The organism is Ewingella sp. CoE-038-23, assembly GCF_040419245.1.
In the GTDB taxonomy this organism is placed as follows: Bacteria; Pseudomonadota; Gammaproteobacteria; order Enterobacterales; family Enterobacteriaceae; genus Ewingella; species Ewingella allii.
Genome location: NZ_JAZHOH010000001.1, coordinates 4,201,923 through 4,218,186 on the forward strand (window position 1 = coordinate 4,201,923; position 16,264 = coordinate 4,218,186).

Here is a 16,264-nt window from a genome sequence, read left to right on the forward strand (position 1 = left end):
TAAAAGAACGTATCCATGTCGTAGGCTTGCCTTTATACTACCGCGCGGTTGTTTATAAACTGCCCAATTGCCACTAAATGGGAAATCTCAGGTGAAGTTCGTAAAGTATTTTTTGATTCTTGCAGTGTGTTGCATTTTGCTGGGAGCAGCCTCGATATTTGGCTTGTACAAATATATCGAGCCACAGCTTCCTGACGTTGCCACGCTTAAAGACGTGCGCTTGCAAACACCTATGCAGGTTTATAGTGCTGACGGCGATTTGATCGCCCAGTACGGTGAAAAACGTCGTATCCCGCTGAAACTCGACCAGATCCCACCGGAGCTGGTGCATGCCTTTATTGCGACGGAGGACAGCCGTTTCTACGAGCACCATGGCGTTGACCCTATCGGTATTTTCCGTGCGGCTTCCGTGGCGCTGGTCTCCGGCCATGCGTCCCAAGGTGCGAGTACCATTACTCAGCAGCTGGCGCGTAACTTCTTCTTAAGCCCTGAACGCACCTTGACCCGTAAAATCAAAGAAGCGTTTCTGGCTATCCGCATTGAACAAATGATGAACAAGGATGAGATCCTTGAGCTTTATTTGAACAAGATTTATCTGGGCTATCGCGCTTACGGCGTGGGCGCTGCGGCACAGGTCTATTTTGGCAAAGAGGTGAATCAGCTGACGTTGAGTGAGATGGCAGTGATTGCCGGTCTGCCAAAAGCGCCATCAACCTTCAACCCGCTCTATTCTCACGATCGCTCGTTGGCCCGTCGTAATACCGTTCTGGCCCGTATGCTGGATGAGAAATACATCACGCAGGCCCAGTACGATCAGGCTCGCGCTGAGCCACTGGTTGCCAATTACCACGCCCCGCACATTGAGTTTTCAGCCCCTTACCTGACCGAGATGGTTCGTCAGGAAATGGTGAAACGTTATGGCGACAACGCCTATAACGACGGCTACATGGTCTACACCACCATCACCAAGAAAACCCAGTTGGCGGCGCAAGAGGCCGTGCGCACCAACGTGCTGAACTATGACATGCGCCACGGCTATCGCGGGCCATCGAACCAATTGTGGAAAGTGGGTGAAACGCCGTGGGATGAGCAGAAAATCGTTCAGTCGCTGAAAACCCTGCCAGTCTACGGCCCGCTGTTCCCAGCCGTGGTGACTCAGGTTGACGGCGAGCAGGCAACGGCGACCATGGCCAACCGCGCGGTGATTTCTCTGCCGTTTAGCGGCATGCGCTGGGCGCGCCCTTACCGTACTGACAACAGCCAAGGCCCGACGCCGAAGAAAGTCTCTGACGTGGTGCAGCCGGGCCAGCAGATTTGGGTGCGTAAAGTCGGTGACGTTTGGTGGTTGGCGCAGGTTCCTGATGTCAACTCGGCGCTGGTCTCCCTCAACCCGAATACCGGTGCTGTTGAAGCGCTGGTCGGCGGTTTTGATTTCAACCAGAGCAAGTTCAACCGTGCGACGCAGGCTCTGCGCCAGTTAGGTTCGAACATCAAGCCGTTCCTGTATACCGCGGCGATGGACAAGGGCCTGACGCTGGCAACCATTCTTAACGACATGCCTATCACTCGTTGGGATGCCGGTGCCGGTCAAGATTGGCGTCCGAAGAACTCCCCTCCAACCTATGCTGGGCCGATCCGCCTGCGTCAGGGTCTGGGAGAGTCTAAGAACGTGGTCATGGTGCGTGCGATGCGTGCGATGGGCGTAGACTACGCGGCGGAATACCTGCTGCGCTTTGGGTTCCCAGCGGCCAACATCGTTCACTCCGAGTCGCTGGCGCTGGGTTCTGCTTCCTTCACTCCGTTGCAGGTGGTTCGTGGCTATGCGGCTCTGACCAACGGCGGTTATCTGGTTGACCCTTACTTCATCACCAAAATCGTTGATGAGTCAGGTCAGGTCCAGTTTGAAGCGAAACCAAAAATTGCCTGCCGCACCTGTAATATTCCGGTGATTTACGGCGACACGCAGAAATCAGCCGTGCTATCTGACGACAACGTCGAAAACGTGGCGGTTTCCAGCGAAGGCAATAACAACAACAGCGTGCCGATGCCAAAACTGGAGCAAGTCCCAGCAGGCCAACAGCCTGCGGGTGAAGACCAGTATGCGCCGCACGTGATCAGCACCCCGCTCTCCTTCCTGATCAGCGATGCGCTGAACACCAATATCTTTGGTGAACCAGGTTGGATGGGCACCGGCTGGCGCGCGGGTCGTGACCTGAAGCGTAACGACATTGGCGGTAAAACCGGTACAACCAACAGCTCGAAAGATGCCTGGTTCTCTGGCTATGGCCCGGATGTTGTAACCTCAGTGTGGATTGGTTTTGACGATCACCGTCGCGACCTCGGCCGCACCACGGCTTCTGGCGCGATTCCTGACCAGATCTCAGGGGCGGAAGGCGGCGCGAAGAGTGCTCAGCCAGCGTGGGATGACTACATGAAAGCCGTGCTGGAAGGCGTACCTGTGCAGAAGCAGACGCCTCCGCCGGGTATCGTGACCGTCACTATCGACAAGCAGACGGGCAAACTGTCTGATGGCGGCGGTGCCAGCCGTCCTGAGTACTTTATCGAAGGAACCCAGCCAACCGAGCACGCCGTGCACGAGGTGGGGACAACGATCATGGACAACGGTCAGGAACACGAGCTGTTCTAATGGCCTAACGCCTGAAACAAAAAAGCCGGTCTGCATCATGCATGACCGGCTTTTTTTATGTCTATTGCTGGGAGAAAGCGGCTAAGTAAAGTCAGCGGCTTACATCGCGTTTCGCGTCAGGAAATCGTGAGCGAGGAACAGCGCGCTGACGTTACGCGCTTCATTGAAGTCAGGCTCTTTCAGCAGTTCCAGCATGCGGGCAATCGGCCAGCGCGTTTGCGGCAAAGGCTCCGGCTCATCGCCTTCCAAACTTTGCGGGTACAACCCTTTGGCAATCACGATATTCATCCGGCTGGAGAAATAAGAGGGTGCCATGGTCAGCTTCGAGAGAAACTCTAACTGATTAGCCCCGTAGCCCACCTCTTCCATCAGCTCACGGTTGGCGGCTTCAAATACCGTTTCGCCCGGATCAATCAGTCCTTTTGGAAAACCCAGCTCATAGCTGTCGATACCCACGGCGTACTCGTGAATCAGCAGCAGATCATCGCCGATAACCGGCACAATCAGCACTGCTTCGCGATTAGAGGGGCGCATACGCTCATACACGCGCTGCACGCCATTACTGAAGGAGAGATCGACGGATTCGATAGTAAATAAGCGAGAGCTGGCAACAGTCTCCACTTTTAGAATCTCAGGTTTTTGCAGGTGCTTATCCATGGTTTCCCCAATTTATTGTTCACCTGACACGGTGTCGCAATGGGTTTCAGTTCATTGTCACTTGATGGCATTGTGCGTTAATGCGAACCTTCATCGCAATATTTGTGCAACATAAATTCGGCAACCTCAACAAAGCTGAACAATTTCGCAGAAATAACTAGGTGATTTACGTCGCAATTTATATAAACACCCATTAACAAAAAGCACGACGCATAAAAATAGGATTATACCGATACCCGCTTCGTTAAGAATATTGGTATGATCCAAAGTGGCTGTTTTTACGTGATAAGTAGGCGGTATACGCCACATTCGGCTCACAAAAGAGAGCCGCTAAAAACAACCCATGAATTAATCCTTCCCAGCACAGTTTAAATCGTGCTGATGGATTTCATTGTTAAATCTTTGTTTTGATAGACTATTTGCACTTATGAATTCACAGCGTGTTGATACAAATCATCTTAATCAGGGGATCGGATGAGCACAGTAATCGTGACACTATTCTTATTGTGTATCACCGCAATTGCCGCAGGCGTATTCTTCTGGTTTATCGTCCGACGTCGCAATACTGCATCTTCAACCGTGCATTTCAGCAAACCCAATCAGCGCAAGCTTACGCAGCATGAAAGAGATGCCGTTGAGCAATATTTGCGTCAACACGAAAAACTGAGCCAAACGCCAATTACTCATCGCAGTAACCTGATGGTTTTGCGAGATAAACTGACGCTCACCGCCAAAAGTGAAAACGTCTACGCGGTCACGCGGGCGATCACCCGTTACGGCGTCGCCAGCGAAGATCCCAATAAATGGCGATATTTCCTCGAAACGACCGAAGTGCATCTGCCGCCGTTTTGGGAACAGTACATCGCGCAGGAAAACCACGTTGAGCTGATTAAAACCCAGACCGTCCCCCTGGTTATCTCGCTCAACGGCCATTCACTGGTCAATCATATTTACGAACGCTCGGCCCCGGCCCCTTCCGTTATCCCGACTCCTCCGCAAAACGCCTCGATTCGCCATGAAGAGAGTGAACACATTCAGTTGGTCAAAGTTCGCCATGAAACCCGCGAAGAGCACGCCCTGACGCGCTCCAACGGCGTGCGCGAAGCCATTGCTATCTCGGCCATTATGCTGCTGCTGTTTATTACTCTGGTAGGACCGGCGGTGATCCTGCCGTGGACGCTGGCTCTGGCGGTAGTGCTGGCGGGTTGGGTAAGCTGGCGCTACTTGGCTGAACGCCTGGGCAAGCATCGCAAAGAGATCCACTGTCTGCGCGGCCAGCCTAAGCGCTGGGGCCTGTTTGGCGAGTCGAAACAGGGTGATATCAGCAATATTTCTTTGGGCGCGGTAGACCTGATCTATCCGCCGCACTGGCAGCCGTTCATTGCCCGCGATCTGGGTCAGCCGACCGATGTTGAAGTCTATATGAACAGCCAAGTGGTGCGTCAGGGCAGTTACCTGTCGCTGCATGACGAAGTGAAAAATTTCCCGCTGCAACAGTGGGGTAAGAATCTGGTGCTGGCTGCCAGTGCCTTGGTGCTACTGCTGGTTTTGCTGATTTATGTCCCACTCGGATTACCTCTGAAACTCAGCGTCGCGTGGCTGCAAGGCGCGCAGAGCACCCAGGTTAACAGCGTGCAAGCGCTGGAGAAAACGCCGCTGCGGGTTGGCGACACGCTAAAAGTTCAGGGCACCGGCATGTGCTATGTGCCGCCAGAGAGCGCCCGCGCCGCGCCGACCAGCTTCATGCCATTTGACTGCTCTGGCATTTACTGGAACGAAGCCGCGCCGCTGCCAATACCGGAATCAGAATCCATCGACGCTGCCACCGCGCTGCTCACCACGGTGAATACTCAGCTGCATCCAAACGACAGTGGCACCGAGCAGAACATCAACCCACAGCTCGCCACCGCGATTGAAAAATCGGGCATGATCCTGCTGGACGACTTCTCAGATATCGTGTTGAAAACGCAGACATTGTGCAGTAACAGCGATGATTGTGTGCGGCTGAAAAACGCGCTGGTTAATCTGGGCAATGCCGACAACTGGGCAACGCTGGTTAAGCGCGCCAAATCTGGCACCCTGAAAGGCATGAACGTGTTACTACGCCCGGTAAGCGCCCAGTCGCTGAGCGAACTGGTCAATACCGCCACTTCGTCATTCTTCGCGCTGGAAACACGCCGCGCGGCACAGGCGCTCAATAGCCCACCGCCGGGCGGCTTCTTAATCAGCAATGATGAAGGCAAACAGTTGGTCGACCAGCCTGCCCCGCCGGTTTCCCTCTATGCCTATAGCCCGTTAAACCAGTGGAAACAGTTGCAGAATCTCTCTTCCATGCTGCTGCATACGCCATTCACTGCCCAAGGAGTGATCACCAGCATCAACGTTGACGCCAACGGCACGCGGCATATTTCACTGCACAGCGAGCCGGATATCTCGACGCTATGGCGCTATTTGGGCACCAGCTTGTTGTTGATTCTGTTAGTGGTTTGCTTAGTGGTGAACGCAGTGCTGTTGGCAAAACGCATGTTGAAAGACAAACATCGGATGAATGACATCCAGCATTACTACAACAACTGCTTCAATCCGACCATCGTCACGCCCGCGCCTCACACGCTGAATTAATCTTTTCTGGTTACAATGAACACCTGACTTCCCTCACGCCAGCCTCGGCGGCGTGAGGGAAGGATGTGCTACCCTGCCGCTTCCTCTGCCCTTTATGATATTTCTCTCCCAGCAACGGCACTCAAGTCGTTCACCGTGGAGATATGGAGCCTGTATGCCACCGGAGTTTGACTGGAATAACATTGATACCCTGCTGCTGGACATGGACGGCACGCTGTTGGATCTCGCCTTCGACAGCCAGTTTTGGCTGCAAGATGTCCCGCAGGCGCTGAGCCAACAGCGCAGCCTGAGCTTCGAAGAGGCGCGGCAATATATTCACGCCGAATACCTCGCCGTCCAGCACACCATGAACTGGTACTGCTTTGACTATTGGTGCAACAAGCTGGATCTGGATATTTACCAGATGACCACCGAGGTCGGCCACAGGGCGCGCCTGCGCGACGACACCCTGCCCTTTTTGCAGCATTTACGCGCCAGCGGCCGCCAGACCATTTTGCTGACCAACGCCCATCCGCACAGCCTTGAGGTCAAGTGCCAGCACACCGGTTTGGACCAGCACCTTGATTTATTACTTTCCACCCACACATTTGGTTATCCAAAGGAAGATCAGCGTTTGTGGCAGGCGGTGCAGCAGAAAACCGGTTTTGATCCACAGCGCACCCTGTTTGTGGATGATGGAGAACCCATCCTCAATGCGGCAAAAACCTTTGGTATCCGCTATTGTCTGGGTATAGAAAATCCCGACTCTACGCTGGCGAACAAAGCGTTTGAGGCCCATCCTTCGATCACTGACTACCTGAGCCTGCTGCCGTCCATTCAGCCCGTGACAGGCCGGGAAAGCCGATCGTTGCTGACCTAGGGGAGAAATATGAAAGGCAAAACGCCAGAGGATGACAACGGGGTTCGCCTCGACAAATGGCTGTGGGCCGCGCGGTTTTACAAAACGCGAGCCTTAGCGCGTGAGATGATTGATGGCGGCAAAGTGCATTACAACGGCCAGCGCGGCAAGCCGAGTAAGCTGGTTGAAGTGAATGCCGAAATCAAACTGCGTCAGGGAAATGATGAAAAAACCGTCGTGGTTCTGGACCTGACAACCCAGCGGCGAAGCGCCGAAGAGGCGCAAAAGCTTTATCAGGAAACTGAACTAAGCATTACCAGCCGAGAGAAAATCTCTGAGGCGCGTAAAATGAATGCCATGCCACATCCTGATCGGCGCCCTGATAAGAAGGAGCGCCGCAACCTGATTAAATTTAAATATGGCGATGCCGAATAAACGGAAAGTCGCTTAAGTAGAGAGAACAGTATGTCCAATCATGACCAATTACACCGCTACCTGTTCACAAACCACGCTGTGCGCGGTGAACTGGTTTCCCTCAGCGAGACGTTTGAGCAAATCGTCGCTGGCCACGACTATCCGGCAGAAGTTCGCACCTTGCTGGGTGAGATGTTGGTGGCGACCAGCCTGCTGACCGCCACGCTGAAGTTTGATGGCGACATCACCGTACAACTTCAGGGCGATGGCCCACTGAAGCTGGCGGTTATTAACGGCAACAACAAGCAAGAGATGCGCGGCGTGGCCCGTCTGCAAGGCGATATCGCCGCCGATAGCTCGCTGAAGCAGATGATTGGCAACGGCTACATGGTGATCACCATTTCCCCAACGGAAGGTGAGCGCTATCAGGGCGTGGTTGATTTAGAAGGCGAAACGCTGGCGGAATGTCTCGAAAACTACTTCCTGCGTTCAGAGCAGCTGCCAACGCGCATCTTTATCCGTACCGGCGAGTCCGAGGGTAAAGCCGCGGCGGGCGGCCTGCTGCTGCAAGTGCTGCCTGCGCAAGAGACTGACCCGGAAGAGTTCAGCCACCTGTCACAGCTGACCACCACCATCAAAGCGGAAGAGCTGTTCACCCTGCCAGCCACCGAAGTGCTGTACCGCCTGTATCATCAGGAAGAAGTGACGGTCTACGAACCGCAAGACGTCTGCTTCCGCTGCACCTGCTCCCGCGAGCGTTGTGCAGATGCCCTGATGACCCTGCCGGGCGAAGAAGTGCTCGAGATGCTGGAAGAAGATGGCAAAATCGAAATGCACTGTGATTACTGTGGCAGCGATTACGCGTTCGACGCCATGGACCTGGCAACCTACAAAGCCAGCGGCAATCTGCCGGACGCCGACAGCGCCGTTCACTAAACGCCATAAACACCATCAAATACGGAGCAATGTCTGACATTGCTCCGGCTTCATTCAATTACTTTACTTTCGTTACACCGTCTTCGTGCACTGTCTCTCAGAACTGCCAAAAAACCCGCCATAGATGCCATTCTTTGAAGAAAACCGCAGATAAAAAGCCATAAATCTTTACAATTGCAGTGCATTTCATTTTACATGGCGGCCACAAAGCCGTTCAGATTTGACCATCCGATCTAGGAGCAGGGACATGCCGACCCACCATCTCAGCAAAGAAAAACTGGCCACCTACGGTATCAAGGATACCCGCGAAATTGTTTATAACCCGGATTACGACCTGCTCTTCAAAGAAGAGACAGCACCCGGTCTGCAAGGTTTTGAGCGTGGTCAAGTCACTGAGCTGGGCGCGGTGAATGTTGATACCGGAATCTTTACCGGTCGTTCGCCAAAAGATAAGTACATTGTGCGCGATGACACCACTCGAGACACCGTCTGGTGGGCCGATCAGGGCAAAGGGAAGAATGACAATAAGCCGCTCAGCCAGGAAGTGTGGAGCGAGCTGAAAGCGCTGGTGACTCAGCAACTCTCTTCTAAACGCCTGTTCATCATCGACGCCTTCTGCGGCGCGAACGCTGATTCACGTCTGAAAGTCCGCTTTATTACCGAAGTGGCTTGGCAGGCGCATTTCGTGAAAAACATGTTCATCCGCCCAACGGACGCCGAGCTGGAAAACTTCGAGCCGGATTTCATCGTGATGAACGGCGCGAAATGCACCAATCCGAACTGGCAGCAGCAAGGTCTGAACTCTGAGAACTTTGTGGCGTTCAACCTGACCGAGCGCATTCAGCTGATTGGCGGCTCATGGTACGGCGGCGAGATGAAAAAAGGCATGTTCTCGGTGATGAACTACCTGCTGCCGCTGCAAGGTATTGCCTCCATGCACTGTTCCGCCAACGTCGGCGAAAAAGGCGACGTGGCGGTATTCTTCGGCCTGTCCGGCACCGGCAAAACCACTCTCTCCACCGACCCGAAACGCCAGCTGATTGGCGACGACGAGCACGGCTGGGATGACGACGGCGTGTTCAACTTTGAAGGTGGCTGCTACGCCAAAACCATCAAGCTGAGTAAAGAAGCCGAGCCAGACATTTATGGCGCCATCACCCGCGACGCGCTGTTGGAAAACGTGGTGGTAGATGCCGCCGGTAAAATCGACTTCGACGATAACTCGAAAACCGAGAACACCCGCGTTTCCTACCCGATTTACCATATCCAAAACATCGTCAAGCCAGTGTCGAAAGCGGGCCACGCGACCAAGGTGATTTTCCTGACCGCAGACGCGTTCGGCGTTCTGCCGCCGGTATCACGCCTGACTGCCGATCAGACCCAATATCACTTCCTCTCTGGCTTCACCGCCAAGCTGGCAGGGACCGAGCGCGGCGTCACCGAGCCCACCCCAACCTTCTCCGCCTGTTTCGGCGCAGCCTTCTTGATGCTGCACCCGACACAGTACGCCGAAGTGCTGGTAAAACGTATGGAAGCTGCCGGAGCTCAAGCCTATCTGGTGAACACCGGCTGGAACGGCACGGGCAAACGCATTTCTATCCAGAACACCCGCGCCATCATCGACGCCATCCTGAATGGCACCATCGATGACGCCGAAACCTTCACTCTGCCAGTCTTCAACCTCGCCGTGCCAACCGCACTGCCGGGCGTAGACACCCACATCCTCGACCCGCGCAACACCTACGGTTCCGCCGAGCAGTGGCAAGAGAAGGCGCACGACCTCGCACAGCAGTTTGTGACTAACTTTGATAAGTACACGGATACCGAGGCGGGAGCGCGGTTGGTCGCGGCGGGGCCAAAGCTTTAAAAAGCTTTTGCAAATTTTGAAGGTCAAGGTCGTGGGCACCGGCCCACACCGGCCTTAAGGTCAAGGTCGTGCGCTGCCGCCACACCGGCCTTAAGGTCAAGGTCGTGCGCTGCCGCCACACCGGCCTCAAGGGGCGCCTATCGCCGCGCCCCTTGAGAATCCCCGGCTCTTTTACTGCGCGCTTCGCTTGTTGGAGGGACATGTTTCAGTCACTTCAGTTCACACCGCAAAATGTCGCCGCTTAGGCGGTGCCTTCGCTTCAGGCTTCGAGCCTTTAGTCTCGAACCGTTCGCTCAGCGCCATTTTTGAGCGCGGTTTTGAGGCTTTTCAATCGTCCCTTTTCAGTAGGTTTAGGTTTGTTTTGCGAATTGAATGAAAAGGTTCGGTGTAAATGCCAGTAGGTCGCGTTCAGAAGTGACGCCGAGCAAGAGGTGGAAAACCGCGTGTCTTTTTACGCGGGTTGGAATCCCGCAGTGAGGGGACCGCCTAAGCGGCGGCACTTCGCGACGATCGCTGCGGCCGCTGAAACACGGCCATTCCGACCTTGCGCAGCCTCGATCTTACAGCAATAAAAAACGCAGGGTTCCAAGGGAGGCGCGTTTACGCCTCCCTTGGTCGGTGTGGGCCGATGCCCACGGTTTTGAATTTGAACTTAAGGCTGGGTTCACAGGAGACACATGCCCCTTACATTAAACCGTCTTCTGCGGAAGGGCTGTCGCTACAGCCTTCTCCACCGGCAAAGGAAGATATGCCCGAATGCGGAGTCCACCGCGCGGGCTGCGGCCGATATCTAGCGAACCGGCGTGGGCATCGATGATGCGCTGCACAATCGCTAAACCTAGTCCGGTGCCGCTGGTAGTACGGGCGCTGTCGCCGCGAACAAATGGCTGGAACAGGTGCTTCAGCTGGCTTGGTTCAATGCCGGGGCCGTCGTCTTCAACCTGGAACCAACCGCGCTGCAACTCCTTGCCGCTGCTAACTTTTATCCAGCCGTTGCCGTAGCGGGCGGCGTTCACCACCATATTCACCACGGCGCGTTTGATAGACAGCGGATGCACATTGACCAGCACTTCGCCGCTGACCAAATCGCTATCGATTTCACGCTCGTATCCACTTTCGGCGGCAATCACTTCGCCGAGAATCGAGTTGAGATCGCACTCTTCGGTCTGCAACTCCTGCCCGGTGCGCAGATAATCGATGAACTGCTCAATAATGGCATTGCACTCTTCGATGTCCTTGTTGATGGACTCCGCGAGGTAGCCATCGCCGTCGCTCATCATCTCCGTCGCTAAACGAATACGGGTCAACGGCGTGCGCAGGTCGTGGCTGACACCGGCCATCAGCAAGGTTCGGTCGTCGGCAAGCTGCTTCACGCCGGCGGCCATCTGGTTGAACGCGCGGGTCACCGAACGCACCTCAGACGCGCCGTACTCGCGCAGCGGGGCCGGGATTATCCCCTTACCCACCTGCAATGCGGCGTGTTCGAGTTCCACCAAGGGTCGGTTTTGAATACGGATAAACAGCCATGCGCCGCCTATGGCTAACAGCATAATCGCCAAGGTGTAGCGGAACAGCGGGGAGAAGTCGCCTTGATGAATTTCGGTCAACGGTACGCGCACCCAGATGTCAGGCGACAGCCAGGTTTTCAGCCACACGACCGGGGTATTCTTGTTCACTTCGACGCGAACATCGGTTGGGCCACCGAGCTGCTGCGCCATTTGCTGACTGAGGAATTCGTAATGTTGCGCCCAACGCAGCCCGCTCTCTTCAGCGGCAGAGTTGGTATAGAGGGAAATCCCCAGCTCGCGGTAGATTTCGCGGCGGAATGCCGGAGGAACGGCCAGCAGCGTGCCATCTTCCAGCTGCAACTGATCGGTCATGAGCATACGCACTTCGTAAGCCAAGACCTTATTGAACTGTTGCAGACTCGGCAGAATGGCGAAATTCAGCACGACCAAATAGGTCGTCACCAAGCTGACGAACAGCAAGGTGACGATCAACAGCAGGGTTCGGGCAAACGAGCTACGCGGTGAAAAGCGTATTCGTCTCATGCCTTACTGCCGTCCGGTACAAAGACATAACCCAAGCCCCAAACGGTTTGGATGTAACGTGGGTGTGCCGGATCTTCTTCCACCATGCGACGCAGGCGGGAGATTTGCACGTCGATGGAACGTTCCATGGCGCTGTATTCGCGGCCACGAGCCAAGTTCATCAATTTGTCGCGAGATAGCGGCTCACGCGGATGGCTAACCAAGGCTTTCAACACGGCAAACTCGCCGCTGGTCAATGGCATAGGCTCATCTTCACGGAACATCTCGCGGGTGCCGAGGTTCAGTTTGAACTTACCGAAGGAGATCACCGCTTCTTCTTGAGAAGGCGCGCCCGGCAGTTCATTAGCCTGACGGCGCAGCACGGCGCGGATACGGGCCAGCAGTTCACGCGGGTTAAATGGCTTAGGAATATAGTCATCGGCGCCGATTTCCAGACCAACGATACGGTCAACTTCTTCACCTTTGGCGGTAACCATAATGATTGGCATCGGGTTACTTTGGCTGCGCAGGCGGCGGCAAATGGACAGGCCGTCTTCGCCAGGAAGCATTAAATCCAGCACCATCAGGTGGAATGATTCACGAGTCAGCAAGCGATCCATCTGTTCGGCGTTCGCTACGCTGCGTACCTGAAAACCTTGTTCGGTCAGGTAACGTTCTAAAAGAGCCCGCAGGCGCATATCGTCATCAACAACCAGAATCTTATGATTCTCTTGCATTTTTATTACTCCCAAAGGCATGAATACCCGAAGTCTGTATTGTTAGAAATTCGTGCTAAAACAGACAGCTATTAATGGTATATATTCTAGTCGAAATTGTTACAAAGATTATGCTTTTCCTAATTTATCAACAATTTTCAGCGGCTACTCACGCCCCCGGTAACATAAATCAGCATGATTGCCACTTTACCTCTTTCCGGCTAATTTGCTCTAGCAATCTTGAGCCTGCAACCCGGCTATGAAAATATCCCCCTTTGGCGCACAGACTCACTCGTGAACAGAATATGAAAACCAAACTGATTACCCGCGAAGGTTATAACAAACTTAAGCAAGAGCTGGACTTCCTCTGGCGCGAAGAGCGGCCCGAAGTGACCAAGAAAGTCACCTGGGCTGCCAGCCTTGGCGACCGCAGTGAAAACGCCGATTACCAATATAATAAGAAGCGCCTGCGCGAGATTGACCGCCGGGTGCGCTATCTGACCAAGTGCCTTGAGCAACTGCGCATTGTCGATTACTCGCCGCAGCAAAAAGGCAAAGTGTTCTTTGGGGCCTGGGTTGATATCGAAAATGACGACGGCGACACCAAGCGTTTTCGCATCGTCGGCTATGACGAAATTTTTGGCCGCAAAGATTACATTTCTATCGACTCGCCGATGGCCCGCGCCCTGCTGAAGAAAGAGGTGGGCGACAGCGCCGTGGTGCAAACCCCGGTGGGCGAAGCCATGTGGTATGTGAATGAAATCAACTATGATGAACAAGCGCCGAGTTCGTAAACCTTCCATGACTCTCAAAACGCCGGTGAGAAGGGCCAGATAACTGGCATTTTTCACCCCCAAAACGTATAACTGTCCCCCAGTTTTTATGTCACTCAACGAATGAAAAGCCTATGAATGATCAACTGAGCCGCATTATCGCAACTGAATTGCAGGTTCGCCCGGAGCAGGTTGCTTCCGTGGTGCGTCTGCTGGATGAAGGTAATACCGTGCCATTTATTGCGCGGTATCGTAAGGAAGTCACCGGTGGGTTGGATGATACCCAACTGCGTCAGTTGGACAGCCGTCTGGGCTATCTGCGTGAACTTGAAGATCGCCGCCAAACCATTCTCAAATCCATTGAGGAGCAGGGCAAACTGAGCGATGACCTCGCCAAAGCGATTAACACCACGCTGAGTAAAACCGAGCTGGAAGATTTATACCTGCCGTATAAACCTAAGCGCCGGACTCGCGGGCAAATCGCCATTGAAGCTGGCCTCGAGCCGCTGGCCGACCTGCTGTGGAATGAGCCGCAAAACGAGCCGGACGCCACCGCAGCCAAATTCGTTGATGCAGAAAAAGGCGTCGCCGACACCAAAGCCGCCCTTGACGGTGCGCGCTACATCTTAATGGAGCGTTTCGCCGAAGATGCCAGCTTGTTGGCCAAAGTTCGCGACTACCTGTGGAAGAATGCCCACTTAGTCTCTCGCGTGGTCGATGGCAAAGAGCAGGAAGGCGCGAAATTTAGCGACTACTTCGACCATCACGAACCGATTTCCAAAGTCCCTTCTCACCGCGCGCTGGCGATGTTCCGTGGTCGCAACGAAGGCGTGCTGCAACTGGCGCTGAACGCCGATCCGCAGCATGACGAAGCGCCAAAAGAGAGCTATGCCGAGCAGCTGATCATTGAGCACCTCGGGCTGCGCCTGAACAATGCGCCAGCCGACGTTTGGCGTCGCGCGGTGGTCAACTGGACATGGCGCATCAAAGTGCTGTTGCACCTTGAAACCGAGCTGATGAGCACGGTGCGCGAGCGCGCCGAAGACGAAGCGATTAACGTCTTCGCCCGCAACATGCACGACCTGCTGATGGCCGCTCCGGCCGGAATGCGCGCCACCATGGGCCTCGACCCCGGCCTGCGCACCGGCGTGAAAGTGGCGGTAGTCGACAACACCGGCAAGCTGGTCGGCATTGACACCGTTTACCCACACACCGGTCAGGCGGCGAAAGCGGCCCAGCAGGTTGCGGCGCTGTGCATCAAACACAATGTTGAACTGGTGGCTATCGGCAACGGCACGGCTTCTCGCGAAACCGAGCGTTTCTTCCTCGACCTGCAAAAACAGTTCCCGGAAGTGAAAGCGCAGAAAGTGATTGTCAGCGAGGCGGGCGCGTCGGTCTATTCAGCCTCTGAGCTGGCGGCGCAGGAGTTCCCCGACCTCGACGTGTCTATTCGTGGCGCGGTTTCTATTGCCCGCCGCCTGCAAGACCCGCTGGCCGAGCTGGTGAAAATTGATCCGAAATCCATTGGTGTCGGCCAGTACCAGCATGACGTCAGCCAGACCCAATTGGCGAAGAAACTCGATGCCGTGGTGGAAGACTGCGTGAACGCCGTGGGCGTTGACCTCAATACCGCATCGGTGCCGTTGTTGACTCGCGTCGCGGGCCTGACGCGCATGATGGCGCAGAATATTGTTAGCTGGCGCGACGAAAACGGCCAGTTCCGCAACCGTGAGCAGCTGTTGAAAGTGAGCCGCCTAGGGCCAAAAGCCTTTGAACAGTGCGCGGGCTTCCTGCGTATCAACCACGGCGATAACCCTCTGGATGCCTCAACCGTTCACCCGGAAACTTACCCGGTGGTGCAGCGCATTTTGGCGGCCACCAATCTGGCGCTGAAAGAGCTGATGGGCGACTCCAACGCCCTGCGCGGCCTGAAAGCCAGCGAGTTCACCGACGAGCAGTTCGGCGTGCCGACGGTGACCGACATCATCAAAGAGCTGGAAAAGCCGGGGCACGATCCGCGCCCTGAGTTCAAAACCGCGACCTTTGCTGACGGCGTTGAAACCATGAATGACCTGCTGCCGGGCATGGTGCTGGAAGGTTCGGTGACTAACGTGACCAACTTCGGCGCCTTCGTGGATATCGGCGTACATCAGGACGGTCTGGTGCACATCTCTTCGCTGGCGAATAAGTTTGTCGATGACCCACACACCGTGGTCAAAGCGGGCGATATCGTTAAAGTGAAAGTGATGGAAGTGGACTTGCAGCGTAAGCGTATCGCCCTGACCATGCGTCTTGACGAGCAGCCGGGCGAAACCTCGGCTCGTCGCGGTGGCGGTTCGGCGGCACCTGCAGGTGGCAACGGCCGTGACGCGCAAAAGCGCGGTGCGCCGAACAAACCGGCCGGACGCGCGGCGTCTACGCCTGCGGGCAACAGCGCGATGGGCGACGCCCTCGCCGCCGCCTTTGGTAAAAAGCACTAAAAGCGCCAATTTCTGCTCTTACTCAAAGCCGCTGAATTTCAGCGGCTTTTTTATTATTCCCGCCAATACCCCTACTTCTTGAATGATTACTAATCACGTAATCACTGAGTTAAATCAATAAATCTGCCCCAACAGAGGAATAGGATAGCCCCATCGCGAAGGGAGTCTTTTAGGGAATGTCCCTTTTTTAACTCTCTTCGTGCGTACTAATTATGATAACTATTCGCATTTTTACTTCTAAAAGTAATTAGTCTGGCAAGGCTTCGTCGGACACCAACCAGACC

The 16,264-nt window shown here is 54.8% G+C and carries 11 protein-coding genes; 8 read left to right on the plus strand and 3 right to left on the minus strand.

The features are described 5' to 3' along the window. The first annotated feature begins 91 nt into the window (after positions 1-91). Positions 92-2,647, plus strand: coding sequence for a peptidoglycan glycosyltransferase/peptidoglycan DD-transpeptidase MrcA (mrcA, locus tag V2154_RS20255; RefSeq protein ID WP_353503600.1), 2,556 nt, complete (start codon positions 92-94; stop codon positions 2,645-2,647). A gap of 99 nt (positions 2,648-2,746) precedes the next feature. Here mrcA and nudE read toward each other — a convergent pair whose 3' ends face one another. Then, positions 2,747-3,304 (minus strand): ADP compounds hydrolase NudE, encoded by a 558-nt coding sequence (gene nudE, locus V2154_RS20260; protein WP_353503601.1) that lies wholly within the window; start codon positions 3,302-3,304, stop codon positions 2,747-2,749. A gap of 474 nt (positions 3,305-3,778) precedes the next feature. Between nudE and V2154_RS20265 the strand changes: the two genes are divergently transcribed. The 5 genes from V2154_RS20265 (at position 3,779) to pckA (ending at position 9,981) form a co-directional block, all read left to right on the plus strand. Beyond that, positions 3,779-5,926 (plus strand): intracellular growth attenuator family protein, encoded by a 2,148-nt coding sequence (locus tag V2154_RS20265; protein WP_353503602.1) that lies wholly within the window; start codon positions 3,779-3,781, stop codon positions 5,924-5,926. 154 nt (positions 5,927-6,080) lie between these two features. Next, the gene (gene yrfG, locus V2154_RS20270) at positions 6,081-6,785 is read left to right on the plus strand and encodes a GMP/IMP nucleotidase (RefSeq protein WP_353503603.1); all 705 of its coding nucleotides are present in this window, start codon (positions 6,081-6,083) and stop codon (positions 6,783-6,785) included. 9 nt (positions 6,786-6,794) lie between these two features. Then, complete coding sequence (gene hslR, locus V2154_RS20275; protein WP_353503604.1) at positions 6,795-7,199, plus strand: ribosome-associated heat shock protein Hsp15; 405 nt, start codon at positions 6,795-6,797, stop codon at positions 7,197-7,199. A 30-nt stretch (positions 7,200-7,229) separates the two neighbouring features. Further along, positions 7,230-8,114 carry an Hsp33 family molecular chaperone HslO gene (gene hslO, locus V2154_RS20280; protein WP_353503605.1) on the plus strand — a complete coding sequence of 295 codons (885 nt, stop codon included), beginning with the start codon at positions 7,230-7,232 and terminating at the stop codon, positions 8,112-8,114. A gap of 247 nt (positions 8,115-8,361) precedes the next feature. After that, complete coding sequence (gene pckA, locus V2154_RS20285; RefSeq protein ID WP_353503606.1) at positions 8,362-9,981, plus strand: phosphoenolpyruvate carboxykinase (ATP); 1,620 nt, start codon at positions 8,362-8,364, stop codon at positions 9,979-9,981. A gap of 689 nt (positions 9,982-10,670) precedes the next feature. Here the strand turns inward: pckA and envZ are convergent. Further along, positions 10,671-12,032 carry a two-component system sensor histidine kinase EnvZ gene (envZ, locus tag V2154_RS20290; protein ID WP_353503607.1) on the minus strand — a complete coding sequence of 454 codons (1,362 nt, stop codon included), beginning with the start codon at positions 12,030-12,032 and terminating at the stop codon, positions 10,671-10,673. Further along, positions 12,029-12,748 (minus strand): osmolarity response regulator transcription factor OmpR, encoded by a 720-nt coding sequence (ompR, locus tag V2154_RS20295; protein WP_009635740.1) that lies wholly within the window; start codon positions 12,746-12,748, stop codon positions 12,029-12,031. The genes envZ and ompR overlap by 4 nt, the downstream gene beginning before the upstream one ends. Before the next feature lie 284 nt (positions 12,749-13,032). Between ompR and greB the strand changes: the two genes are divergently transcribed. After that, on the plus strand, positions 13,033-13,521 hold the full coding sequence (gene greB, locus V2154_RS20300) for a transcription elongation factor GreB (RefSeq protein ID WP_353503608.1): 489 nt from the start codon (positions 13,033-13,035) through the stop codon (positions 13,519-13,521). Positions 13,522-13,634: 113 nt separating this feature from the next. Then, on the plus strand, positions 13,635-15,980 hold the full coding sequence (locus V2154_RS20305; protein WP_353503609.1) for a Tex family protein: 2,346 nt from the start codon (positions 13,635-13,637) through the stop codon (positions 15,978-15,980). Positions 15,981-16,264: the final 284 nt, after the last annotated feature.

What these genes read in the sequence shown, in the direction of transcription:
- nudE (WP_353503601.1), bottom strand. Translation starts at nt 3,304, where the DNA reads ATGGATAAGCACCTGCAAAAACCTGAGATTCTAAAAGTGGAGACTGTT.
- hslO (WP_353503605.1), top strand. Translation starts at nt 7,230, where the DNA reads ATGTCCAATCATGACCAATTACACCGCTACCTGTTCACAAACCACGCT.
- envZ (WP_353503607.1), bottom strand. Translation starts at nt 12,032, where the DNA reads ATGAGACGAATACGCTTTTCACCGCGTAGCTCGTTTGCCCGAACCCTG.
- V2154_RS20305 (WP_353503609.1), top strand. Translation starts at nt 13,635, where the DNA reads ATGAATGATCAACTGAGCCGCATTATCGCAACTGAATTGCAGGTTCGC.
- V2154_RS20265 (WP_353503602.1), top strand. Translation starts at nt 3,779, where the DNA reads ATGAGCACAGTAATCGTGACACTATTCTTATTGTGTATCACCGCAATT.
- greB (WP_353503608.1), top strand. Translation starts at nt 13,033, where the DNA reads ATGAAAACCAAACTGATTACCCGCGAAGGTTATAACAAACTTAAGCAA.
- yrfG (WP_353503603.1), top strand. Translation starts at nt 6,081, where the DNA reads ATGCCACCGGAGTTTGACTGGAATAACATTGATACCCTGCTGCTGGAC.
- hslR (WP_353503604.1), top strand. Translation starts at nt 6,795, where the DNA reads ATGAAAGGCAAAACGCCAGAGGATGACAACGGGGTTCGCCTCGACAAA.
- pckA (WP_353503606.1), top strand. Translation starts at nt 8,362, where the DNA reads ATGCCGACCCACCATCTCAGCAAAGAAAAACTGGCCACCTACGGTATC.
- ompR (WP_009635740.1), bottom strand. Translation starts at nt 12,748, where the DNA reads ATGCAAGAGAATCATAAGATTCTGGTTGTTGATGACGATATGCGCCTG.